The sequence below is a fragment of the Clostridium sp. genome (assembly GCF_036660475.1).
GTDB lineage: Bacteria > Bacillota > Clostridia > Clostridiales > Clostridiaceae > Clostridium_J.
The window spans coordinates 255,131-280,051 of record NZ_JAVXAO010000003.1 but is presented as its reverse complement, the minus strand read 5'-3'; the positions used below and the strand labels follow the sequence as shown (position 1 = coordinate 280,051).

The following is a 24,921-nucleotide window of genomic DNA, read 5'->3' as shown; positions in this document are numbered from 1 at the left end:
ATCTATTTACCATCCTTTCTAATGTTGATAATGAGATTACAAACACCAATACCAGCACACATAAGAATAATAGTCATTGCGCTAATACCAAATACATAAGTCATTACAAAGGTAATAAACATCATGGCTATATGCAGTAGGTTACGGGTTTTTACTATATTTTTTGCCAAATTTAGAACAACATCAAAAATAACTGCAGCAACACCTGCGCGCATTACTTGTAGAGCGATTGCTACAATATTATTTTCCCTGAATTGTTCATAAAACATTGATATTATCGAAATAATGATTAGTGGTGGAAGGGCTGTACCAATAACTGCAACCAGAGAACCTAAAATTCCATTCATCCTATATCCTAATATTACAGATGCATTAATTGGGATTGGACCCGGTGATGATTGAGCAATAGCAGTAATATCAAGCATCTCACTCTCATCTAACCATTGTAATTCTTCTACAAATTTTTTCTTCATTAGTGATACGATTACGAATCCACCACCAAATGTAAATGCGCTAAGGGCAAAGGTTGATTTAAAAAGCTGCCATAATATTTTTGAATCTTTTTTTGCTGTATTTTCCATAGATTTAAATCTCCTATCTTTATTTTCCCAATTTGATATGGGATTATTATCTCTTCTTTTATTCTAAGGGGATAATATCCATTTGTAAAATATATATAAACTATCAATGTGATAGGTGATTACTTATATATATATTTAAATTATAAATTTGTATTTAGAACTTTGAGAAATTAAAGTGAAAACACTAAATAGATTTTTAAAGAGTCAAATGTATAAATTCAATTGGAATATATATAAAGGCTAAAAATTTTAACACAAAACTAATTTTATATATTATTATATATAAAGACTATTAAATTAAAATTAAACACATAAAATAGTCGAATATTAAAACTATGGAGGGTAATATGTCATTAAACACTAAAGATAAGAAAAAAGATTTAAAAGAAAGAGGTAATCCTATAGCATTAATACCTTTAGGGGTATTTTTGCTTGTATATTTAGTAAGTTCAATTATTACTAAGGACTTTTACGCCATGCCTGTTAGTGTGGCATTCTTAATAGCGGCAGTAGTAGCTTTAGCTATGAATACAAAAAAAACTTTTGAAGAAAAATTACATATTTTTTGTAAGGGATCAGGTAATACAAATATTATTTTAATGATACTTATATTTATATTAGCAGGATCTTTTGCACAGGTTGCTAAGGATATGGGAGCTGTGGATTCTACGGTTAATTTAGGATTATCAATACTGCCAGCTAATATTATGTTAGTAGGGATATTTGTTATTGGGTGCTTTATATCAATATCAATAGGAACTTCAGTAGGCACTATAGTAGCATTAACTCCGGTTGCTGTATCAATTTCAGAGAAACTTGGAACACCAATAGGATTAGTAGTTGCGGCAGTAGTTGGTGGTGCTATGTTTGGGGACAATCTATCAATGATTTCTGATACAACCATTGCAGCAGCTAAAACTCAAGGTTGCGAAATGAAGGATAAATTCAGATGCAATTTTAAGTTTGCATTGCTAGCTGCTGTAATTAGTGCTTTCATACTATTTATTTTAGGTGGTAGTGGGACTGTTACTTTAGAAACCGAATATTCTTATAGTTTGATAAAGATATTGCCTTATATTTTAGTTTTATTAGGAGCTATAGCTGGTGGAAATGTAATGGTAGTTTTAACTTTTGGTACTTTGATATCAGGAATAATTGGAGTTGTTACCGGAAGTTTCGATGTTTGGGGATTTATCTCATCTATATCTACAGGGATGCTAAATATGGGAGAGCTAATAGTAATAACTATTTTAGTAGCGGGTACTGTGGAAATTATAAAGGCTAATGGAGGTATAGATTTTATAATTAACCTAATTAAGTCAAAAATCAAAGGTGAAAGAGGTGCTAAGCTTGGTATAGCAGCTTTAGTGAGTATAGTAGATGTATGTACAGCCAATAACACAGTGGCTATAGTTATGGCAGGGCCAATAGCTAAGGAAGTTGGAGATGAATACAATATTGAACCCAAAAAATTAGCCAGTATACTAGATATGTTTTCATGTGTGGTTCAAGGTATAATTCCTTATGGTGCACAATTATTGATGGCAGCAGGAATAGCAGGAATAAGTTCATTTGAAATTATGCAATTTTTATTCTATCCTTATATTTTAGGGATTATTGCACTTATTGCAATAATTATGAAGAAATTATAGGTATATAACAATTGAATTAAGTAAGAGATTATTTAGGAAAAGCTTGGAGCAAAGTGAGGTAAAATACAGTAAGATAAAATAATAATGAAAAAAATCAGGTGTGGATTTATATTCATACCTTATTTTAAAGTGAAAGCTAAGTTTGTAGGTGTGTTATATCTTGTAAGAAAATAATAATATTTTTGCAGAATAGCGAAAATTCAAAATAAATATAGACAAACTGTTAATTGTGTACTATTATATATATAATTCAAACAAATGTTTAATTCAACTAAACATAATTTAATAAGTAATCGAAATATCGTATAGCGTTGATATTATGGATCAACAGTTTCTACCAAATCGCCGTAAATGATTTGACTACGATAACGAGGAATTATACTCATTTATTTTCCTATGCGATATCTAGTGATTACAAAGCAACGTAGGAGGAGACGCATATGAAATTCATTTCAAATTATTTTCAATTCACAGAAAACAAGACTGATTTTAAAACAGAAATAGCAGGTGGCATAACTACATTTTTAACAATGGCATACGTTTTATTTGTTATTCCAGATGTTTTATCACAAGTAGGAATGCCAAAGGGCAGTGTGTTTGTTGCTACAGCTTTAGCAGCAGCACTAGGAACTTTTATTATGGGTGCATTTGCTAAATTCCCAATGGTTTTAGCACCAGGAATGGGACTTAATGCTTTTTTTGCCTTTGGGGTTTGTATGGGAATGGATATACCTTGGGAAGTGGCTTTAGCAGGAGTTTTAGTATCAGGATTAATTTTTATAGCAATTTCAGTTACTGGGATAAGGGAGATGGTTATAAAGGCCATACCTAACAATTTAAAATTTGCAGTAACTGCTGGAATAGGTTTATTTATAGCTTTTATTGGGCTGAAAAATGCAGGAATTGTTGTTGCAGATGAAGCAACATTTGTTGCATTAGGCAATTTAACAGACAAAACAGTTTTACTTTCAATATTTGGACTAGCTATCATTGCTATATTAATGGTGAGAGGAGTAAAAATAGCAATATTTTTAGGGATAGTATTAACTGTAATATGTGGAATGATATTTGGAATAGTTGACTTACCGACAGCAGTAATTTCAATACCACCTTCAGTAGCACCAACTTTTGGAGTAGCGATTAAACATATAAAAGATGTATTTACTCCGCAAATGATTATGGTTGTATTTACTTTCTTATTTATGGATTTTTTTGATACTGCAGGAACTCTAGTAGCAGTAGGATCTAAAGTAGGGTTGTTGAAGGAAGATGGGTCAGTGAGGAATGGTTCAAAGGCACTGCTTGCAGATTCAGTGGCTACTTGTGTAGGAGCAATATTTGGAACAACAAATACAACATCATGCATGGAATCTTTATCAGGAATATCTGTTGGAGCTAAAACAGGATTTTCAAGTGTTATAGTATCAGGATTATTTTTAGTATCACTATTCTTTTCACCATTATTATCAGTAATAACTTCACAGGTAACTGCCCCAGCACTAGTAATAGTTGGATCATTACTATGTGGTTCTCTAGCTGAAATAGATTGGAACTCTGTAGAATATGCAATTCCTGGTTTTTTAATAATGATATTAATGCCTTTAACTTATAGTATAGGAGAAGGAATAGCCTTTGGATTTATAGCATATGTAATACTAATGGCATTCAAAGGTAAATGTAAAGAGGTACATCCGGTTATGTATGGATTGGGAGTATTATTTTTAGCTTACTTCATGATATAAAAGTATGAATTCTTAATAGTATGGTTAAAAGGATATATGATGGTGTTTAGAATTATATGAAATATATTTAATTTAATAGCAGTAAAAAAGTATGAGTTTTAATTCATACTTTTTTACTATCTAAAACATAGAAACTTCATTTATTCATATTTTTTAATTAAGTTTATACATTTCAATCTTTAAATTTTGTTAAAGATTTTATGCCTTGTTTCGACAATTCTAAATTATATATTTAAGAATAGGATTTGCATATTAGGTATTATTTAAAGGGGTTAATAATAAAATTATATTATAAAGTTTAATAATATAATTTTATTATTAGATTGTAAAAGGGAAGGGGGATAGATTTAGTGTGATTATATAATAAAAAATTTCACTAAAAATAAAATATGGATGAGAGAACTATAAAGGTTAATGGGCATGGTAAGGTGTCAGTACTGCCAGATACTATTGAAATAAACATGGTACTTACAACAGTAAAGCCTACTTATGAGGAGGCTATGAAAGAGGCAGGTATATCTTTAAATAAATTAAGGAATTGTTTAAGAGAAGTAGGATTCGATAAGGAAGATGTAAAGACTACTGATTTTAGAGTTAACACTAAGTATGAAAATGTAAAGGATATGGAGGATAACTATAAAAAAGTATTTATCGGATATGAAGTTACCAATAATATAAGGATTGAATTTGAACAAAATAGTATAGTGCTAGGAAAAGTTCTTGATGTACTATCTAAGTGTGAGGCAACACCAGAACTCGCTATCCAATACAAACTAAAGGATGACAATAAGGGTAAGGAACTTGTTTTAAAAAATGCAATTAATGATGCAAAGGTAAAGGCAAAAATTATGGCAGATACTGCAGGGGTAAGACTAGGCAAGGTAGTTAATATGGAATATACTGGTGAGGAGACACCAATCTATAAGAATAGAGCCTTATTTTTAATCGCAGATAGCCCTAATATTGACTTGCAACCAGAAACCTTAGAAACAGAGACAATTGTTAATGTAGTTTTTAGACTTGAAAGTTAAATAGAAAACTACAAATCATAGGGCAGTTGAGATAATTCAGTTATTATAAAAAAGCATGGAGTAAAGATACTAAACCAAAACTTATTAATCAAAGTAATAAATAAGTTTTACTATAGAGTTTGGTAAGTTAATTACTTTAATTTAATGAAATACCATCATTGACAAAAAAAACAAGCTATGATAGTATCAAGATATCAATAAGATAATTGAATATAGGGGAGCTTGCACAAGCAGGCTGAGAGGAAGCGAATTGTAGCTTTGACCCATAACCTGATTTGGATAATGCCAACGGAGGGAACTAACATTAAATTTTAATGGGATGCACCTAATTGGTGTGTCCCATATTTTTTTATTGAAACTCCAAATTTTATATTTGGCAAGTTGAACTTAGTTATTCGAATGAATTTGGGAAGGGGTTTCATAATTTATATTTTAGCAAATGTAAATTACTCATTTGAATACATATGAACAGGAGTTTCGGTTTAAAAACAAACTCAAAGGTTAGCATTCTTGATATTAAAATTTAAGAAAGATAGGTGGCAGAATGGAAGTTTTAATTTATTCAATGGTAATAATTTACTTAGGCATTTGTTTATTTATGCTAAAAGGTGTGAAACTTACTACTAAGGAGATGTGTATAATATCAATTGTATCTGCAATGGCGTTAATACTTAGATGCATAAGAATGCCATTGCCGACGGGATCATCAATAGAACTTTTGGGGATTTTACCAACAATGATGCTAGGATTGATTTATAGTCCACAACTTGGAATAATAAGTGGATTATTAACAGGAATACTTTCTACTGTATTAGTTCCAGGATATGCTCCAATTCATCCACTACAAATTTTTGTAGAGCATCTCCCAGCATTATCAGTATTAGGATTTGCGGGGATATTAGGATGTGATAAAAAATACAAAATTATAATAGCATCTTCAACTGCGGTAATATTTAATGTTTTATTTCATACATTTTCGGGGGTGTTGTTTTTTTCACAGTATGCACCAGCAGGAATTGGACCATGGGCTTACTCAATAACTTACAATTTTTCAAGTCAAGGGGTTGAGGGGATTATTGCTATAATTATTCTCACAATTTTACCGATAAAACATCTTAATAAAACTTTAGGAGGAAATAAAAATGTCACTTATGAAAACATCAGTAGATAATTCAATGGACATATGGGAAGCTTACATGAAGCATCCATTTATAAAGGAGTTACAAGGGGGTACTTTAGATATAGAGCGATTTAAGAATTATATAGTTCAGGATAGTATATATTTAAGGGAGTTTGCAAGAGTTTATGCATTAGGTATGTACAAGTCTAAAACGCTAAAAGAGATTCAAAATTTTTATAGTATATTAGACTTTGTAAATGCAGATGAAACAGACACAAGACTAAAATATTTAAAAGAGTGGAATATCACACAGGATGATATAGAAAATATAGAGCCAAAGCCAGAGAATAAAGCATATATAGATTTCATGCTACATAAGGCTGAAAACTATGGTATCCCTGAAATTTTAATGGCAACACTTCCATGTATGCTTAGTTATTGTTATATTGCAAAGGAAATTATTAAAAATACTCCTAATATAGAAGAAACAAATAAATATTGGGATTTCATAAAGGATTATGCATCAGATTCTTATTATGATAGTTGTATAACTTGGTCAAAATATACAGATAATTTATGTAAGGACTTTGATGAGGATAAAAAGGCTAAACTAAGTGAAATTTTTAGAGAAGCTAGTATTTGTGAAATGAAGTTTTGGGACATGTCTTACAATATATAAAATTTCACTAAGAATATACAATTTACAAGTTAAAATTAGGATATAACGCTTAATAGGGTTTTAAGGAATCAAATAAATATAAAGATAAATATATAAATATATAGATATATAAATTTAATTCAATTATAATAAATATGGTTAGAATAGTATTTATAGCTCTGATTTAACAGTATAAAAGACCTCTTCTTGTAATTTTCAAGAAGAGGTCTTTTAAATCAAAATTTACTTTGCCACATTAGCAGCTACGTTTAATACATCCCAAGTTCTCGAAAATGGTGGAGCATAGCAAAGGTCTAACATTCCAAGTTGTTCTGTAGTCATCTTCATAAATACGGCAGCAGCGAGAACATCAACTCTAAGTACGGCACCTTTTTTACCTATAATTTGACCACCTAAAATAACTTTAGTATTCGCATCATATATTAGCTTTACGTGGATATCCTCTTGACCAGGATAGTAGTTTGTTTGATTTTTATCACTTATAAATAATGTTTTGTAGTTAATATTATTTTTAATAGCCTCATTTTCGGATATGCCAGTTCGTGCTGCTTCTAAGTCCATAACTTTCACTGCGGCAGAACCTAAGGTACCTTGAAAGCTACTTCTATTGCCTACCAGGTTTTCACCTACTATTCTTCCAAGCTTATTTGCAGTTGTAGCAAGCGGGATGTATACCTGTTCTTCCCTTACAGAATGATATACTGAAGCACAGTCACCAGCCGAATAAATATCTTTAATACTAGTTTCACCAAATTCATTAATTATTAAAGCACCATTAGCAAGCATATTTATTCCGGTTTCCTTTAGAAATGCGGTATTTGGTCTTACGCCAGTAGCTATAACTACTAAATCACATTTGTAGGTTCCTTTATTTGTAATAACTTCTGAAATTCTATCTTCACCTTTAAACTCTTTAACCATTTCGCTAACACAAAGGTCTATACCGTGGTTAATAAGTTCTTTTTCCATGACATCAGTAATTTCCTTATCAAATGAATCTGGTAAAACTCTTGGATCAAGCTGAATTAGTTTTACATTCTTGCCTAACTTTTTCATAGCTTCTACAACCTCTAGTCCGATAAAACCAGCACCAATAATAACAACCTCTTTAATAGTTGCGTCTATAGCTGATTTCTTTAAAGTTATACCATCTTTAAAATCTTTTAAAGTAAAAACATTTTCTAATTGAACGTTTTTTATTGGAGGAATTATTGAACTTGCACCAGTGGCTATCATTAGCTTGTCATAGGTATCTTGAAATTCTCTGCCATTTTCTAAATCTTTAACTGTTAGAGTTTTATTATGGATATTAATACTTAAAACCTCATGATTTATATTTACAATTAATCCAGTTTCTCTAAATTTTTCAATTGGTCTAGCTATCATTTTCGAGGGTTTGTCAAAAAAATCTCCAACATAATATGGAAGGCCGCAAGCACCCCAAGAAATTACATCTGTTTTTTCATAAACCACTATTTCTGCATCTTTGTTTATTCTGTTAGCTTTTGCAGCTGCACTCATACCTGCTGCAACTCCGCCTATTATTATAATTTTCATAAATTTAATCTCCTTTTATTGGTTGATAATAAGTTTTTATAATTAATAGTAAAGGTTTAGCATTTTGGCTAACCTATTAATCGTACTGGTTAATTAAATGATTATTCTATTTAGGGACTGACCTTACTGTCATATATATTATATTTAACTCATTATATATACAATAAGACAAATTATCATGGAGCCACTAACATTAAGAGCAGTTACAGTAAATGAATAATGATTCTTTTGTATCCGTATTATATCATATAAGAAATGGAGCATAAATAAAATGTGTTATAATAAATACATTAATAAGTTAAATAAGAGGTGATTTATACAATGAAAGTATTAATTATAGATGGTCAAGGTGGAGGAATAGGTAAAAATATTATAGAGCAACTTAAGATTTCATTTCCGGGAATTAAACTTATTGCACTTGGGACAAATAGTATAGCAACGGCAGCAATGCTAAGAGTAGGGGCGGACTTTGGGGCAACAGGTGAAAATCCAGTTGTGTACAATTGCAAAGATGCAGATATTATTATTGGACCAATAGGAATTATTGTTGCTAATTCACTTATGGGAGAGGTTACGCCGTTGATGGCTCAAGCCGTTGGGGAGAGTAAAGCAAGAAAAATACTTCTTCCAATGAATAAGTGCAATACTTTTGTTATCGGGGTACAAGAGTTAACATTATCTGAATACATAGCACTTGTGGTAGAAGAAGTGGATAAGCTTATTTTAAATTAGTAGAATTGACATTACCAATAGACTTTTACATGTAACAATAAAATGCAAAAAAGCAAATAAAACATTTAATCATATAGCCGGAATTTGAACAAATATATATTTCATAAGGAGTAGATGTAAAATGAAAATTAGGATACTACATACAAATGATGTTCATAGTAGGTTTGAGAATTTTGCAAAGATAGTTAGTAAGATAAATGAACTTAGAGATGAAAACACTTTGGTTTTAGATGCTGGTGATTTTAATGACTTTATGAGAATTGAACTTCAAGGAACAAAGGGACAAGCAGGAGGGAGACTTTTAGAAAAGGGTGGATATGATGCAATTACTGTTGGAAATAATGAGGGATTTGCAGGTATAGAGCTTTTAGAAGAAATGATAAATTCAACTTCAGTACCGTTTCTTTCATGTAATTTATATAAGCATGGTAATGAAAATATTAAGGGAATTAAAAGAAGTATAATAATTGCTAGGGGTGGAGTTAGATTTTTAATATTTGGGATAACACCAGTTTATAATGAATTCTTTGAACTGAGCAATCTACATGCTTCAAATCAAAAAGAAGAGATAGAAAAAGAACTTGAAGCTAATAGAGGAAAATATGATATATCAATACTTTTAAGTCATGCTGGAATGAGAGAGGATAGAGATTTTAGTGAGACAATGGAAGGGTTAGATATAATAATAAATGGACATAGCCATATTCTTATGGAAGGTGCAGAAAAAATAAATAACACTATAATCCATCAATCAGGTTGCTATGGAACTCATTTAGGTGTACTTGACATTGAATTTGAAGGCTATGAAATAAAAAGCTTCATCGGTGAAAACATAGATATTGAAAATATGGGATTTGATGAAAATATCATAACTCAACTAAATATTGAAAAGGAGATAGCTATTAAAAATCTTAGTGTACCACTTTATGAAGTGGATAGGCATATATGGCATGATGTAGTAGAAGAGAACCCTATAACAAACTTACTTGCCGACGGGTTAAGAGATGTAATAGACTGCGATTTCAGTATAATAAATAGTGGAATAATAAATGGAGGAATAAAAAAAGGTCATGTTTCCATGAAAAAACTTTTAGAAATATGTCCATCTCCACTTAATCCAACATATATGGAGATTGAGGGAAAATATATAAAAGAAGCATTAAAAGAATCCCTTAAAGCTGAAGTATGTATGATGAGTGGAAGTGGATCAGGATTTAGAGGAAAGTACCTTGGAAGATTACATGTATCAGGAGCAATTATAGAGCATAATGGCAAAGACATAATAAGAGTAGTACTTGGAGATGGAGAGCTAGAGGATGAAAAGATATATAGGGTTTCCACCTCGGATTATTTGCAAAGGGGAACAGGATATTCATCCTTAGCTAACAATAAAAATGAAAGATATAATCCAGAGTATACGAGAGATACTTTGAAGGAATATTTATCTAAAAGGGAATTTGTTGAGATGTGCTTTGAGGATAGATGGATAAAAATATAACACAATATAAAATGGACCATATGTCAAGTACACAATAACAAAGGGGTTAAGCGGCACTTAAAAGATAATTACACGGTTTGACTAATATAGCAATATAAAACTCCACCTAATCTGTATTAGGTGGAGTAAGTTATGTTGTAAAACATAAAAAATAGTGTTACTTAAATTAGGGTTTCAAAATTGTTTAACTAAGATATCATTAAGTACTTATCAATATAAGGTTAAAGTATAATTTAAAGATAAAATATTTAATTAAAGTCTTACATTAGAGTTTAAAGGTAGTATAGCAATTAAAAAATTTATCTCTATTAATATTATCACCGAGGCCTTCATAACACTCGGCCAGTGCTTTGTATACATTCGGGTTAGTTGCATCTATTGAGAGTGCTTTATTTAATAGAAGGATTGAATCTTCATATTTTTTAAGTTGCATTAATTTTGAAACGCCTTTTAATATATTTTCAAGAGCTTTTGTATCTTCATTAACACTATTTAATCTATGAACTAGGGAATTAATTTTATCTATTGTAAAGGGCTTAAGTAAATACTCAACAGCACCTAATTTTGTACAATCAACAGCGTTTTTTACAGTTGGAAAAGCTGTCATAATTACTACAGTAGAAAATATACCATCTTCTCGAATTCTTTTTAAAACCTCAGTACCACTTAATGTTGGCATCTTAACATCTAAAAAGATTAAATCAAAGGTTTCACTAGACAATATTTCTATTGCATCCATTCCATTTGGCGCTTCCGTAACAAGGTATTCATTTAACTCTAAGGATGTCTTTAATAATTTTCGTATATTTTTAGTATCATCTACTACAAGTGCTTTTTTCATAGTACCCTCCTAATTATATGGAATAGTAATTGTAAAGGTTGCTCCTTCACCTAAATCGCTTTCACAGGATATTTCTCCATTATGAGCATTTATTATGTCTTTACATATCCAAAGTCCAAGACCAGAGTTGTTTTTTATATCTTTATTAGTTAATTGGGTATATTTATCAAAAATTCTTTCGGTATTGTCTTTTAAGATTCCAACACCGGTATCGGTTACTGTTATATTCAATTTATCATCCTTTATAAAGCCTCGTATAGAAATTAAATCTCCATATTTACAGTGTCTAATAGCATTTATTGTTAAATTGTTCATCACCCATACTAATTTTTCGCCATCACAAGATAGTGGGTTTACATTTGACTCCACATGATATTCAAGAATAATTCCGCTATAATCTGCAATACCCTTATTACTAGATACTGAAGTTTTTACTAAGTCTTCAATGGAATGGTATTCCTTCTTATAAATTTCATTTGATGATTCAATTTTGGATAGCAGAAGCATATTTGAAACAAGTAAATTGAGTCTCTCCCCATCTTCCTTAATAGCTGTTAATATTTTTCGTTGATCTTCACTTAAATTCCCAAGTTTACTGCTTTCCAAGAGGCCTGTACCAATCATAATTGAGGTTAATGGGGTCTTAAACTCATGTGAAATTGTTGCAAAGAAATCTTTGCTAATTTGTTCTACTTCTTTTAAATGAGTTACATCTTTTAGTAAAATTACATAACCAACCTGAGAAGTTTCTTCCTTAATTTCTTTAATAGATATATTGTAATAATGTACATCTCCATGTTCATTTTTCAAAGTAATTATATTTAAGAAATCACCTTGACAATTGTTTAAAGTTATATCATATATTATGGAAAAAAAACTTCTATCGTTAACTAAGTGAGTTAGATAACGACCTTCAAGTTTATCATCACTAATATCAAAAGTCTCAATGAAATTATGGTTAATCATTGTAACTTTATAATCATTGTCAATGACCACCATGGGTGAATCTATACTTTTCAATATTGAATTTGAATTATTTCTTTCCTTTAAGATTTTTCCTAGTGTACTTTTTTCGAAACTTTCAATTCGTTTTGCCATTAAGTTGAATTGGGTTGTTAGTTCACCAAGTTCATCTCCAGTAGTTACTTTAAGTTGTTTATATGTAGAGTTAGTTTTTATATCCTTTATAGCATCAATAATGTTATTTAAAGGATTTAATATTTTTTTGAGCAGATGTTTTGATAAAAAGAATGAAATCAAAGTTGAAACTATTATTAGTAGTATTGTTATATTGATTATTGAATTTGTTTTGTCTTCAACTCTAGTTTTGGAATTAATCATCATATTTTCGTTAAGTGTAGTTATTTTGTCCAAATTTACCAAGATTTCATCATAAGTAACCTTAACTTCATTAAAGAAAAAATTATATGCTGCATCTTTTTGGTTACTTTGAACAAGTTCTGTTAAGCTAAAAAACTTCTGATTATATTCAAGGTAGGAAGTGTAAACACTGTTTACATGCTCCATTTCACCATTTTCAGTTATATTACTTTTTTCAAAGTAATAATTATCTAGAAATAACCCACTATATTTAGAGTAAATTTCTATGGCATCATACTTATTATCGGATAAATAATTAAACATGGCATATTGTTGTTCAGATAATGCCACCTTCATTTTTTCAGTAGCTTGAATACTTTTATAATTATTAGTTATAAGCCCATTTATATCATTTGAAATTGAAATTAAGTTTCTAACAGAAATTAATCCAAGCAAAGTCATTGCAATAATTATAATTATATTAATAAGTGACAGTTTTCCATTTAAAGTTTTAATCATGGGGTTCCCTCCAATTCAATTGTTATAGTAAAGCTTAGCAATTCATAGTAAATATGAGATTTGACAAGCTGATTTTAAAATTTGAATTTCTGTAGCATGGATAATTTGAAATAGTACTTTTAAACACCTTTGATATTTATAGTAAATGGGACTAAACTTAGTCAGTAGTAAAATTTATTAAGAAGGTGGCAAAATGTATAACTTAATTATAGGATACAACAATTCAAGTATCAACTTAATTAATTCTCTTATTTCACAGGAAAAGGTTGTATTTTTAATTGACAATAAATCTCCAGAGGAGATTCAAATAAAAAACAACAATCTTTATTATTATCAAGTGGATATATATGATATGAAGCAAGTACTAGAAAAATCATCTAAATCAATGTTATTAAATGTATTTATAGTAACAAAGGATGATTATTTAAATCTAATGATAGAAGAAACTTTAAAATCTTTAGATAATGTACAAGTTGTGTATAATTCTAGAGCACTAGAAAAGTTATCTAATCATGGTAAGGAAAATTTCTACCTTGAAGATTTCTTTAAGTTAATGGGTAAGGGGGTAAACTGATTTGTTTGTTGTTGTTATTAGTGAAAATAAATTTATTAATGTATATAAAGAGTATTTAGAAAAATTGAATATAGATTTTTCCAATGTAATTTCACCAAAGGAGTTTTCACCATTGTATACAGATATATTCAATAACTATCTGCTTAAAAGGGCAGATGCAGTAGTAATTCTTACACCGGAGGATCAATTTAATTTTTATATGTCAAAGCTTTGTAAAACAATCTATAATACAAAAGAAGTTATTACATCTATTAATAATTCCAACAATAGGAATGTTTTCACCTCAATTGGAGTTTTAGATTTAATAGATTTTAATTGTTATGCTAAAGAAACACTATATGGATTTCTAGAAAAAGGAGTAATTTAAAATGCACATAATAATTATTGGTTGTGGAAAGATGGGGAGTAGACTTGCTAAAGATTTAGCAGAAACATCTCATGATATATGCGTAATTGATCGAAATAAAGGAAAGACAGACAAGCTAGGATCAGGATTTAATGGAACAGTATTAAATGGAGTTGAAATAGATATTGATTTATTAGAAGAGGCAGGAATTAAGGATGCGGATACGCTACTTGCAATGACTCAAAATGATAATATAAATATTGTTGCATGTGAGATAGCACAAAATATTTATAAGGTTCCTACTGTAATTGGACGAGTATACGATGAGGATAGATCACATATATATGATTCATTAGGAATAAAAACTATAAATCCCATAAACTTAGCCATTAGGGACTTAAAGGAGGACATAAAATGCGAGCAATTGTAATTGGTGGAGGTAAGGTTGGGTATTATTTAATAAAGAATCTTTTAGACATTGGATGTTCTATAACATTAATAGAAAAGGATTATGATATATGTGAAAAAATATCTAATGAACTAGATATAGATGTAATATGTGGTGATGGTTCAAATTTAGAAGATTTATCTGAAGCAATTGAAGGGCCTAATACGATTATTGCAGCAGTTACAGGTAAAGATGAGGAAAATTTGATTATTTGTCAAGTGGCTAAACTTAATTTTTCGATTAAAAGTGCTATTGCAAGAATTAATAATCCTAAGAATAGGCAATTATTTAACAAGCTTGGAATAAAATCTACTGTTTGTAGTACAGAAGTTATTTCAACATTGATTGAAAATGAACTTGTAGATGATGATTTTAAGATTGTGAAGACCTTAGATAGAGGAGAAATGGTAATAATTGAAGCGTATATTGGCAAAAATTCTTGTTGGAAAAATGTAGATATAAGCAGTTTAACTTTACCAAAGGATTGTATAATTGCTTCAATCTTAAGAGGTAATGAGGTTATATATCCTAGAGGGTATACTAAAATTTTAGAAGAGGATACTGTGGTTTTAATAACAAATATTAGTGAATCTCATACACTAAGGAAATTTATTTATGGAGATGTTAATGATGGTAAAATATTCGGATTATTTTAAAGGGATATTATTTGAAATACTAGTTACATGTGGCTATATAGCAGTAATTTTTCTTTTAAGCTTTTTAAGGTGATAAGGTGATAAAATGAGTGGAAAATATTTAAAGGACTTTAAAGTTATAAACTATTATGCTGGAATTATTACACTGGGAACAGTTACATTAATGATTATACCTATTATTGTAACTGTATTTTATAAGGAATGGAGTTCCTTAGTAGATTTTATTCTAGCTTTATTTATTGGGCTATCTATTGCATTTTCGCTTATTCTTTCAGGGAAAAGTGAAAAGGAAAATACTAAAATAGAGTGGAAACATGGGCTTATTATTGCATCATATTCTTGGTTACTTTTAATGCTTATATGTGCCCTTCCATTTATATTCAGTGGACATGCAAAATCCTATTTAGATGCATGTTTTGATGTAATGAGTGGGTTCACTACAACTGGGGTATTTCTTATGCAGGATTTAGATCATATGTCTTATGGAGTTAATATGTGGAGACATATATTAACCTTTGTAGGTGGACAGGGTATGGTTGTATTAGCATTATCAATACTAATTAAGAATTTTTCAGGTGGATATAAGATGTATGTAGGTGAAGGAAAGGATATTGGTCTTTTACCTAACATTAAAGGAACTACAAAGGCTATTTGGAAAATTAGCATGATATATTTAATAATTGGTACTGTTATGCTTACAATTAACGGCATACTGATAGGGTTAACTCCGTCCAATTCATTTATGCATGGATTATTTATATTTGCATCAAGTTGGAGTACAGGTGGATTTGCCCCAATGTCTCAAAATATATTGTACTATCATAGTTTTTCGTATGAAGTAGTTACAATGATATTCTTTACTATAGGTTCATTAAATTTTGGTCTTCATTTCGCAGTTATAAAGGGTAAGAAAAAGGAAATGTTTAAGAATATAGAGGCACAAAGTTTCTTTATAACATCCTTTGTTCTTACAGCATTATTAGTTATGTACTTGTCAAGGACAGGGGTATATGGAGATGCAGTTTCTTTATTTAGAAAGGGCGCATATCAGCTTCTATCTGCACATACAACTACTGGATTTGGTAACCTGTATGCTAGGCAACTTTTATTTGAGTGGGGAGATTTTGCAATTTTGATTATGACAATTGCAATGCTTATAGGAGGAAGTGCATGTTCAACAGCTGGTGGATTTAAAGGGTTAAGAATGGGAATTGTTTTTAAGGGTATAATTGCGGACATAAAAAGAACTCTTAGTTCCGATAAAAAACTTTTAACTACAAAGATTCACCATATAAAAGAGATAGTTTTAGATGATGCTTTAGTAAAATCATCAATGCTTATAATACTTTGCTATATTACTATGTTTGGTGTTGCTACACTCTTAGGAACATATTATGGATACTCACTTATAGAATCAGCCTTTGAAGCAGCTTCAGTGGCAGGAAATGTTGGATTATCTATTGGAGTAACAGCTATAACAATGCCAGATCCATTAAAGGTTTGTTATATAATTGTTATGTATTTAGGTAGATTAGAGTTTGTTTCTATATTTGCATTAATAGGATACTTTATAGGAGGAATTAAAAAGTTATGCGTAAGATACGAAAAATAATATTATTTACAATTATTATGGCAATTTTTTCGTCATTAACTGTGTTAGCTAGTGAAGTTATAACTCCTGTTACTGAACTTATTGATAATGGTCGTGAATATGACTCTAAAATTGTAAATGTTAAGGGTGAAGCCATAGGTGAACTTTTAGAGCGAGGTGAGAATTCCTTTGTAAATATAAATGATGGCACCTCTGCAATGGGAATATATTTGAAAACTACTGATGGAGAATCCATTGAATATTATGGTGATTATCATAATGTTGGAAATACTGTAAAAATCATAGGTATCTTTAATAGGGCATGTAAGGAACATGGTGGAGATATGGATATTCATAGTGAAGTAATACAGATAGTTTCAAAGGGGCATGAAAGAGAACATGAGATTGATAAATATAAGATTAATCTTATTGTTATATTAACACCTATTGTTGTATATGGGCTAACCAAGGTTTATAGAATACTTAAAAAATCATAAAAATTAGTAATAATATATTTCATAAAGATGTAATAAGTGTTTGTTTAATTTCAAATAAATGCTTATTACAGTATTTATTTGTATATTTGTATATTTAACAAACAATGTTACAAAATATATAAATATATTACAAAAAAAGTATTGATATTTACATTGATATATTTTAAACTTAAACAAGGTAATGAATAGTTACTACCACTAAATATATAGTGGGTTTTCTAATGTGGGGAAAATTAATTTTGGGGGAGGATAAAAATGGGGAATAAAAATAATACTTTAAAAACAGAAGGAGAACTTAAAAGAGAACTTGGGCTTGGAGCCGCTACTGCAATAGTTGTTGGAAACGTAATTGGGTCAGGAATCTTTATGTCTCCTGCAAGTTTTGCAAGGGTAACTAATCCAAAGGTTGCCATAATAGCATGGATTCTAACTTCGATTGGATCGTTGCTTATTGCTTTAAGCTTTGCAAACTTAGGAACAAAAATGCCTAAGACAGGGGGGCCAATCGTTTATACTAGAGCTGCTTTTGGTGATTTTGCAGGGTTTTTAATTGCATGGTCATTCTGGATTGGGGCTTGGGTAGGAAATGCAGCAATAATTACAGCATTTATGAGTTACTTCACATATTTTGTTCCAGCTGCAAACAGTCCGTTAGCTGCATTTTTAATATGTTCAGCAGTGGTTTGGATATTTACTTTTATTAATATAGTAGGAGTAAAATATGTAGGTAAAATTGGAGTTGTTTCAACAGTGATGAAGGTTGCTGTACTTGTAGTATTTATAGTAATTGCTGGATTAAACTTTGATCCAAGCTATATGAAAACAATTTCAAGTCCAGAGGTTAGTGGTATGGGTACATTGCCTGCAGCTATAGCTATAGCATTATGGGCATTCGTAGGGCTTGAAAGTGCTACATTAGCTGGTGGAGAAATAAAGAATCCAGAAAAGAATATTAGAAAAAGTACTATATATGGAATACTTATAGTTGCAGCAATATACATTGTAATGAGTGTTGCTTCAATGGGAGCTATGGATCAAAGTGCTCTTGCAGGTTCAGATGCGCCACTTGCTGAGATTATAAATAAAGTAACAGGCGGAACATGGGGAGGAACATTTATAGCAGCAGGTGCTATAATATCAACATTAGGAGCAACTTGCGGATGGTTTTTAACTACTGCTAGAAGTGCTGTTGGAGCAGCGGAAGATGGATTATTCCCTGCAGTATTTAAACGTATAAGTCCAAAGTACAATACTCCTGTAGTAGCTATTGTTATAAGTAGTATATGTGTTAATATACTATTAATAATGAACTATGTAGGCAGTCTTAGAGATGCATTTGACTTTATGATATTACTTGCAACATTATCTTTCTTACCAGCATACAGTTTCTCAGCAGCAGCTGAAATCGTATTGCTATTCAAGGGAACTAAGGATTTCAACTTTATAAATTTCTTAAAAAATTCATTCTTCTCAATCCTTGCTTTTGCATATTCAATCTATGCAATTTACGGTACAGGTGCTGAGGTAGTAATGTATGGATTCATATTAATGCTTGTTGGAATACCAATATATGTATATATGATGCTTCAGAAGAATAAAGGGGATAAAAGTGTAGATAAGTTAAGAAAAGATGCAGGTATAGAGTTATAATAAAATATAGTCTCTATAATATAGAATTAAAGATTAATAAGTAGAAATAAAGTAAATCCCATGGATAGCCAATTCCATGGGATTTTTGTTGATTTAGAAATATATATTAAGGATACATATTGAACAAGTAACGATAATAATTTAACAATTGATTATAATTAAGTACACATTGGTAATGTATATATTTAAAAATCATCGGCATTAATCTGTGACTCCACAAGTTTGCTTCCATGAATTATAACTGAAACACCATTTCCAGGGTGTGTAGATGAGCCAATATAATATAATCCTTTGATATTCTTTGATTTAATGTGAGGTCTGAAATATGTGGTTTCACTTAATTTGTGACTTAGGCCAAAGGCAGTCCCATTATAAGAATTATAATTTTCCATTAGGTCTTTTGGTGTTAAATAATCCTCATATACTATATTTTCTTCTAGGTCACTGAAGGTATCTATAGATTTAATTTGTTTAATTATTATATCTCTAAATTCTAAAATGGTTTCCTCACTCCAATTAATTTCTGTATATGATAGGTTTGGAACTCTCACAACTACATTTAGAATTTGCTTATATTCTCCGCTTATACTATCATCTTCAGCACTTGGACAGTATAAATATATGGAGGGGGATTTAGGTAGGTTTCCATTAAAGGGATCTTCTATACTTTCTTTGAAATCTTTACTTACATAAATATTATGAACTTTTAATCCTTCATATTTTTTCTTAAGTCCAAGGTAAATAATAAATACAGAACAGGAATAAGACTTATCATCTACATTTTTAGTGGTGTATAAACTTTCATCCATAGGGTTTTTAAAGAGACTTTTAATGGCATAAGGAAAGTCAGCATTACAAACGACTATGTCAGAAGTATAATTCACAGAATCTATAACCACTCCTTTTGCCGTATTATTGTCCACAATTATTTCAGTTACTTCTTTACCAACTTCAATGGTTCCACCAAGTTCATATATTAATTTTTCAAGGGCTATAATATAGTTATAAAGGCCTCCTTTTATATACCACAGTCCATAAATATGAGATATTGCAGGTATCAATGTATACAAATTAGAATTTTCAAAAGGATTAATACCTATATACATAGCTTGAAAGATTAAATATTCTCTTAGTTTTTCATTATTTATTTTACTTGAAATATATTTATCCACCGTAGAGATAGGATTTATTTCAAGGAGTTTATTTATGTTTTTTATAGCAAGAAAATCTTTTTTGCTCACCATGGGTTTATTTAAAAAGTATTCGTTGCTAAGAAAATATTTTTTGTAGGAGGTATAAAGAAAATCTAGATATTCTACTGATAATCCTTTATCCATAGATTCTAGAACATTTACCATCTTCCTTAAATCGCTATAAAACTCATAGGTGTTTCCATCAGGATAATACACTTTATATATGGGATCAAGATTTATCAAATCTATATAATCCCTGTAGTCTTTTCCAAGGGACTGAAAGATTTCTGTATATATATCAGGGGTCATAAGTATGGAGGCTGTTAAGTCAAATTTAGCACCTTTACTATTTTTAATATTAACTTTTCCCCCTAAAGTAGGTTCCTTTTCAAATACAGTTACAGAGTAACCCTTACCGAGCAATCTTAGAGCAGTACAAAGGCCTCCAATACCAGCTCCAACTATAATAGCTTTTTTCATAAATCACACGTCCTTTTATTAGTAAGTTTCATAAATTATGTTAGTAGCGTTGAATAAAATGACTAGTTAGTATTTTATTTTTAATAATGTAATGTTATTCATAACCACTATTGTTGCCATATAAATGTGAAAAAATCTAAATTACAAAATTTTTATAAAAAAATAAGAATATTTGGAGTAAAAATACAGTATATAGAATAGTTTTATTTAATGTAACAATATGGTATAATATATAAGCATTTCACCTAATTTATTTAGGAGGTATTATTTATTGATAGAAGTTAAAAACGTATCTAAAACTTTTAAGGTTTTTAAAAGAGAACCAGGATTTGGAGAAGCGGTAAAGTCATTATTTAATAGAAAGTATGAATTAGTACATGCCCTTAGTAATGTGTCATTTAACATTGCTGAAGGAGAAATGGTAGGCTATATTGGACCTAATGGGGCGGGTAAGAGCACTACTATAAAGATTATGAGTGGCATTTTAAATCCTGATAGTGGAGCTTGCATTATTAATGGAAGAACTCCATGGGAAGATAGGATAAATCATGTAAAGGATATAGGGGTAGTTTTTGGTCAAAGATCTCAGCTTTGGTGGGACGTGCCTGTAGTAGATTCCTTTGAACTTATAAAAGATATTTACAAAGTACCACAGAATCAATATAAGAAAAATATTAAAGACCTTGTAGACCTACTTAATATTGGAGATATAATTAAAACTCCAACACGTCAGCTAAGCTTAGGTCAAAGAATGAGATGTGAGATAGCAGCCTCATTAATCCATAACCCTAAAATTTTATTCCTCGATGAACCTACCATAGGACTAGATTCCATATCTAAAATTGCAGTAAGAGAATTTATAAAAGACATTAACAGAGAAAGAAAAACAACGGTTATTCTTACAACCCACGACACTCAAGACATAGAAGCGTTAACAAAAAGAATAATTCTAATTGGTAAAGGAAGAGTTCTTTTAGATGGTAAGTTAGATGATTTAAAAGAAAGATTCAATAAAGAAAGAACCATAAGTCTTGATTATTACGGAGAGTTAGATCAGGTATGTAGAGGTCTTACAATTGCTGAAAAATACAATGGAAGAGCAGTTATTGAAGTAGATACATCGATGATTTCTGTTTCAGAGGGGATTTCATATTTGTCATCAAAGGTAAATGTAAATGATATTCAAGTGAGCTCCACAACTGTAGAGGATGTAGTAATTGGACTTTATAAGGAGTTTAAAATATGAGGGCATACTGGAGTTTTTTTAAGATAAGACTTATAAATGGACTTCAATATAGAACAGCGGCCTATGCAGGTGTAGCAACACAACTGGCTTGGGGATTCATGTATATAATGTTGTATCATAGTTTTTATAGAAGTAATCCAGCGGCAATACCTATGGGAATTTCAGAACTTTCAACATATATATGGCTACAACAAAGTTTTTTAGCATTATTCATGACTTGGTTTCTAGATAATGAAATATTCGAATTGATTTCAAGTGGTAATGTGGCTTATGAGGTTTGTAGACCTTTAAATCTTTATAATATGTGGTTTGCAAAAAGTTGTGCTACTAGAATATCTAAAACCTTACTAAGGTGCTTTCCTATACTTATAATTGCATCATTTTTACCAGGGACATATAGATTTAGTGGTCCAGCTACAGCATATTCATTCATATTGTTTTTAATATCAATGGTTGTTGGAGCCATAGTAGTTATCTCATATTGTATGCTTATTTATATATTCACATTTTATACTATATCACCGATGGGAATTAGGCTGACAATGGTTATGATAGCAGATTTCTTTTCCGGTGGACTTATTCCATTACCATTACTTCCTGAATATTTAACTAAATATATTTATCTTACACCCTTTGCAGCAATGCAGAATACACCCTTTAGAATATACACTGGTGGCATTTCACCTAAGGAAGCAGTAATATCAATAATGCTTCAAGTATTTTGGGCGGTAGTATTAATTGCAATTGGTAGAGTTGCCATGAGTAAAGCAATAAAAAAAGTAACGGTGCAAGGGGGATAAATTATGAGGTTATATTTAAAGTATTTTTCAATTCACCTAAGGTCAGCTATGGAATATAAAACCTCTTTTTTCTTAACGGCTATAGGCCAGGGTATGACAACTATATTTTCATTTTTATCCATGTACTTTTTATTTGATAGATTTGGAAGTATTGAGGGCTATAGCTTTAATGAGGTTTTATTATGCTTTAGTACTATATTTATGTCCTTTGCCCTAGCAGAATGTTTTGGACGTGGATTTGATAGGTTTTCTGTAATAATATCAAATGGAGAGTTTGATAGAATAATGGTAAGACCACAAAATGAAATTATACAAGTTCTAGGAAGCAAAATTGAGTTTTCAAGAGTAGGAAGACTACTTCAAGCTATGGCTATCTTTATATATGGAATAAATACATGTGGAGTACAATGGACAATAGGGAAAATATTAACACTAACCCTTATGATAATAGGGGGAGTATGCTTATTTTTTGGATTATTCATGATATATGCTGCAATATGTTTCTTTACTATAGAGGGCCTAGAATTTATGAATATTTTCACAGATGGAGGTAGAGAAATAGCTCAGTATCCATTGAATATTTATAAGGATTGGGTTTTAAAGTTTTTTACTTTTATAGTTCCACTAGCCTTTGTAAATTATTATCCTTTCCTTTATTTAATAGATAGAGTAGAAACAAATAAGGTGTTATATATGATATCACCAATTTGTGCAATGTTTTTTCTTGTGCCAGCCTATATTTTATGGAGAATTGGAGTAAGGCACTATAAGTCTACAGGATCATAAAATAATTATAAGGCATTATAAATTTAGTTAAAAAGCTAGGTTTATAATGCTTTTTTATGTATATGAAAGTATAAAAATTTTCTATTGGAATTACAATGTTTTTATGTTTTTATGTTTTTATGTTCTTAGGGGGTTCAACGCTTAGGAGTAACAGGGTTTGAGGCCTCTAGAGAAAACACTGATTTCAGTGGTGTTTTTAACTGAGAATTGTAAAAAAATTATTTTATTATGTTTAAAATTAGATGTGGAAAAAAATTTGGACAATGAAATAAAACATAATTGTATTTTAAAATAGATAATATGAATTCCGTATCAACGTTGATTTAGAATACAAACAATAAACACTTTATTTCCATAATGAGTACATTAAAATGGTATAATATTATTAGTTAAAGTTATTATTTGGGGGTAGGGATAGTGTTAAAAGATATAAATAGTCAAATAAATAAGGTTAAAGAAAATTTGGCATCAAAACATGTTTTAGAAGGTAAGCTTAGCAAGATGAAGATTCAATTAGAAGCAGATGAAAAGGAATTGAAGGAATTGAAGTCAAATCTTAAAAAAGAACATAGAGATGTGGAAAAGTTAGAAAAACTTTCATTAGCTAACTTAATAGCCACAGTAATGAAAAATAAAGATGAGAAATTGGAAAAAGAAGAGCATGAATATTTAATGGCAAAAATTAAATATGATGACCAAAGTGCCAAGATAGCTTTGTTAGGGGAAAATATTATTAATATACAAGATAGATTGGACATTTTAAAAGATTGTGAAAGTGAGTATAGGGTTTTATTAAATAAAAAGTTAAGTATAATTAAAGCTCAGGGCAAGGCTGATGAAAGAATTAGATTAGCAGAATTAGAATGTGAAATAGACGAAATATTAAGAGCAGAAAAAGAAATAGAAGAAGCTGACGCTATCGGAAGAAACTTATTATGGGAAGTAAAGTCAGCAGAAAAATCATTAGAAGGTGCTAAGAGTTGGGGAATATGGGATATAGCTGGAGGAGATTTAATTTCATCTATGGCAAAACATGGTAAAATTAATGAGGCTGAGGAGCATTTTAGAAAGGTTTCCAACTTACTTAGAAGGTTTAATAAAGAACTTGGAGATGTTAGCATTGAAAGTATCTCCTTCTCATCAACCACAATGGCCTTTGATTTATTCTTCGATAATATCTTTACAGATTTTTCAGTACAAAACAAGATTAATGATGCCTTAAATAATATAGTAGCTTTAAGGCAAAGAGTAGAAGATATATTAAATAAATTAAGTAATGAAAGAGAAGACTTAAGGGTGAGTATATTAAATAAGAGAAGAGAATATGATACTTTTGTAGAACAACTGTAATACACAAAAAAAAGGAGAGTTCTAGCACTAAT

23 protein-coding genes and 2 riboswitches are annotated in these 24,921 nt (G+C 30.2%); of the genes, 18 read left to right on the top strand and 5 right to left on the bottom strand.

What is annotated here, in order from left to right; all coding sequences use genetic code 11:
• Nucleotides 1-2 precede the first annotated feature (2 nt).
• Complete coding sequence (locus RSA29_RS06790) at nt 3-581, bottom strand: chromate transporter (RefSeq protein WP_346942528.1); 579 nt, start codon at nt 579-581, stop codon at nt 3-5.
• 347 nt (nt 582-928) lie between these two features.
• On the opposite strand from RSA29_RS06790, the gene RSA29_RS06785 reads away from it, so the two are divergent.
• From RSA29_RS06785 to tenA, 5 genes are all read left to right on the top strand, one after another.
• Nucleotides 929-2,233, top strand: a complete 1,305-nt coding sequence (locus RSA29_RS06785) for a Na+/H+ antiporter NhaC family protein (RefSeq protein ID WP_346942529.1) — start codon at nt 929-931, stop codon at nt 2,231-2,233.
• Between the two features lie 281 nt (nt 2,234-2,514).
• Nucleotides 2,515-2,616: riboswitch (purine riboswitch) on the top strand.
• 57 nt (nt 2,617-2,673) lie between these two features.
• Nucleotides 2,674-3,975, top strand: a complete 1,302-nt coding sequence (locus tag RSA29_RS06780; RefSeq protein WP_346942530.1) for an NCS2 family permease — start codon at nt 2,674-2,676, stop codon at nt 3,973-3,975.
• A gap of 389 nt (nt 3,976-4,364) precedes the next feature.
• Nucleotides 4,365-5,006: an SIMPL domain-containing protein gene (locus tag RSA29_RS06775; protein ID WP_346942531.1), complete on the top strand. Its 642-nt coding sequence runs from the start codon at nt 4,365-4,367 to the stop codon at nt 5,004-5,006.
• Between the two features lie 204 nt (nt 5,007-5,210).
• Nucleotides 5,211-5,321, top strand: a riboswitch (TPP riboswitch).
• 229 nt (nt 5,322-5,550) lie between these two features.
• Nucleotides 5,551-6,177, top strand: coding sequence for an energy-coupled thiamine transporter ThiT (locus RSA29_RS06770; protein WP_346942532.1), 627 nt, complete (start codon nt 5,551-5,553; stop codon nt 6,175-6,177).
• Complete coding sequence (tenA, locus tag RSA29_RS06765; RefSeq protein WP_346942533.1) at nt 6,149-6,805, top strand: thiaminase II; 657 nt, start codon at nt 6,149-6,151, stop codon at nt 6,803-6,805. The genes RSA29_RS06770 and tenA overlap by 29 nt, the downstream gene beginning before the upstream one ends.
• Before the next feature lie 222 nt (nt 6,806-7,027).
• Here tenA and RSA29_RS06760 read toward each other — a convergent pair whose 3' ends face one another.
• Nucleotides 7,028-8,362, bottom strand: a complete 1,335-nt coding sequence (locus RSA29_RS06760) for a CoA-disulfide reductase (RefSeq protein ID WP_346942534.1) — start codon at nt 8,360-8,362, stop codon at nt 7,028-7,030.
• 321 nt (nt 8,363-8,683) lie between these two features.
• Between RSA29_RS06760 and RSA29_RS06755 the strand changes: the two genes are divergently transcribed.
• Both RSA29_RS06755 and RSA29_RS06750 read left to right on the top strand, forming a co-directional pair.
• Nucleotides 8,684-9,094: a DUF3842 family protein gene (locus RSA29_RS06755; RefSeq protein ID WP_346942535.1), complete on the top strand. Its 411-nt coding sequence runs from the start codon at nt 8,684-8,686 to the stop codon at nt 9,092-9,094.
• 121 nt (nt 9,095-9,215) lie between these two features.
• On the top strand, nt 9,216-10,592 hold the full coding sequence (locus RSA29_RS06750) for a bifunctional UDP-sugar hydrolase/5'-nucleotidase (protein WP_346942536.1): 1,377 nt from the start codon (nt 9,216-9,218) through the stop codon (nt 10,590-10,592).
• Between the two features lie 265 nt (nt 10,593-10,857).
• Here the strand turns inward: RSA29_RS06750 and RSA29_RS06745 are convergent, their stop codons facing one another.
• Both RSA29_RS06745 and RSA29_RS06740 read right to left on the bottom strand, forming a co-directional pair.
• Entirely contained in the window at nt 10,858-11,433 is a 576-nt protein-coding gene (locus RSA29_RS06745; protein WP_346942537.1) for a response regulator, read from the bottom strand.
• A 9-nt stretch (nt 11,434-11,442) separates the two neighbouring features.
• A complete protein-coding gene (locus RSA29_RS06740) occupies nt 11,443-13,272 on the bottom strand; it encodes an ATP-binding protein (RefSeq protein WP_346942538.1) in 1,830 nt (609 codons plus the stop codon).
• Nucleotides 13,273-13,465: 193 nt separating this feature from the next.
• Here RSA29_RS06740 and RSA29_RS06735 point away from each other — a divergent pair, with 193 nt between their 5' ends.
• From RSA29_RS06735 to RSA29_RS06705, 7 genes are all read left to right on the top strand, one after another.
• Entirely contained in the window at nt 13,466-13,846 is a 381-nt protein-coding gene (locus RSA29_RS06735; protein ID WP_346942539.1) for an NAD-binding protein, read from the top strand.
• Nucleotide 13,847: 1 nt separating this feature from the next.
• Nucleotides 13,848-14,213, top strand: coding sequence for an NAD-binding protein (locus RSA29_RS06730; protein ID WP_346942540.1), 366 nt, complete (start codon nt 13,848-13,850; stop codon nt 14,211-14,213).
• Nucleotide 14,214: 1 nt separating this feature from the next.
• Complete coding sequence (locus RSA29_RS06725; protein WP_346942541.1) at nt 14,215-14,622, top strand: TrkA family potassium uptake protein; 408 nt, start codon at nt 14,215-14,217, stop codon at nt 14,620-14,622.
• Nucleotides 14,607-15,296, top strand: coding sequence for a TrkA family potassium uptake protein (locus RSA29_RS06720; protein WP_346942542.1), 690 nt, complete (start codon nt 14,607-14,609; stop codon nt 15,294-15,296). The genes RSA29_RS06725 and RSA29_RS06720 overlap by 16 nt, the downstream gene beginning before the upstream one ends.
• Nucleotides 15,297-15,381: 85 nt before the next feature.
• On the top strand, nt 15,382-16,908 hold the full coding sequence (locus tag RSA29_RS06715) for a potassium transporter TrkG (RefSeq protein ID WP_346942543.1): 1,527 nt from the start codon (nt 15,382-15,384) through the stop codon (nt 16,906-16,908).
• On the top strand, nt 16,887-17,384 hold the full coding sequence (locus RSA29_RS06710) for a hypothetical protein (protein ID WP_346942544.1): 498 nt from the start codon (nt 16,887-16,889) through the stop codon (nt 17,382-17,384). Before RSA29_RS06715 ends, RSA29_RS06710 begins: the two co-directional genes overlap by 22 nt.
• A gap of 255 nt (nt 17,385-17,639) precedes the next feature.
• Entirely contained in the window at nt 17,640-19,034 is a 1,395-nt protein-coding gene (locus RSA29_RS06705; RefSeq protein ID WP_346942545.1) for an amino acid permease, read from the top strand.
• Between the two features lie 185 nt (nt 19,035-19,219).
• Here RSA29_RS06705 and crtI read toward each other — a convergent pair whose 3' ends face one another.
• The gene (gene crtI, locus RSA29_RS06700) at nt 19,220-20,707 is read right to left on the bottom strand and encodes a phytoene desaturase family protein (RefSeq protein WP_346942546.1); all 1,488 of its coding nucleotides are present in this window, start codon (nt 20,705-20,707) and stop codon (nt 19,220-19,222) included.
• A gap of 271 nt (nt 20,708-20,978) precedes the next feature.
• Between crtI and RSA29_RS06695 the strand changes: the two genes are divergently transcribed.
• The 4 genes from RSA29_RS06695 (at nt 20,979) to RSA29_RS06680 (ending at nt 24,889) form a co-directional block, all read left to right on the top strand.
• A complete protein-coding gene (locus RSA29_RS06695; RefSeq protein ID WP_346942547.1) occupies nt 20,979-21,953 on the top strand; it encodes an ABC transporter ATP-binding protein in 975 nt (324 codons plus the stop codon).
• Nucleotides 21,950-22,753, top strand: coding sequence for an ABC-2 family transporter protein (locus RSA29_RS06690; protein WP_346942548.1), 804 nt, complete (start codon nt 21,950-21,952; stop codon nt 22,751-22,753). Before RSA29_RS06695 ends, RSA29_RS06690 begins: the two co-directional genes overlap by 4 nt.
• A gap of 3 nt (nt 22,754-22,756) precedes the next feature.
• Entirely contained in the window at nt 22,757-23,539 is a 783-nt protein-coding gene (locus RSA29_RS06685) for an ABC-2 family transporter protein (protein ID WP_346933485.1), read from the top strand.
• 417 nt (nt 23,540-23,956) lie between these two features.
• Nucleotides 23,957-24,889 carry a hypothetical protein gene (locus RSA29_RS06680; RefSeq protein ID WP_346942549.1) on the top strand — a complete coding sequence of 311 codons (933 nt, stop codon included), beginning with the start codon at nt 23,957-23,959 and terminating at the stop codon, nt 24,887-24,889.
• Nucleotides 24,890-24,921: the final 32 nt, after the last annotated feature.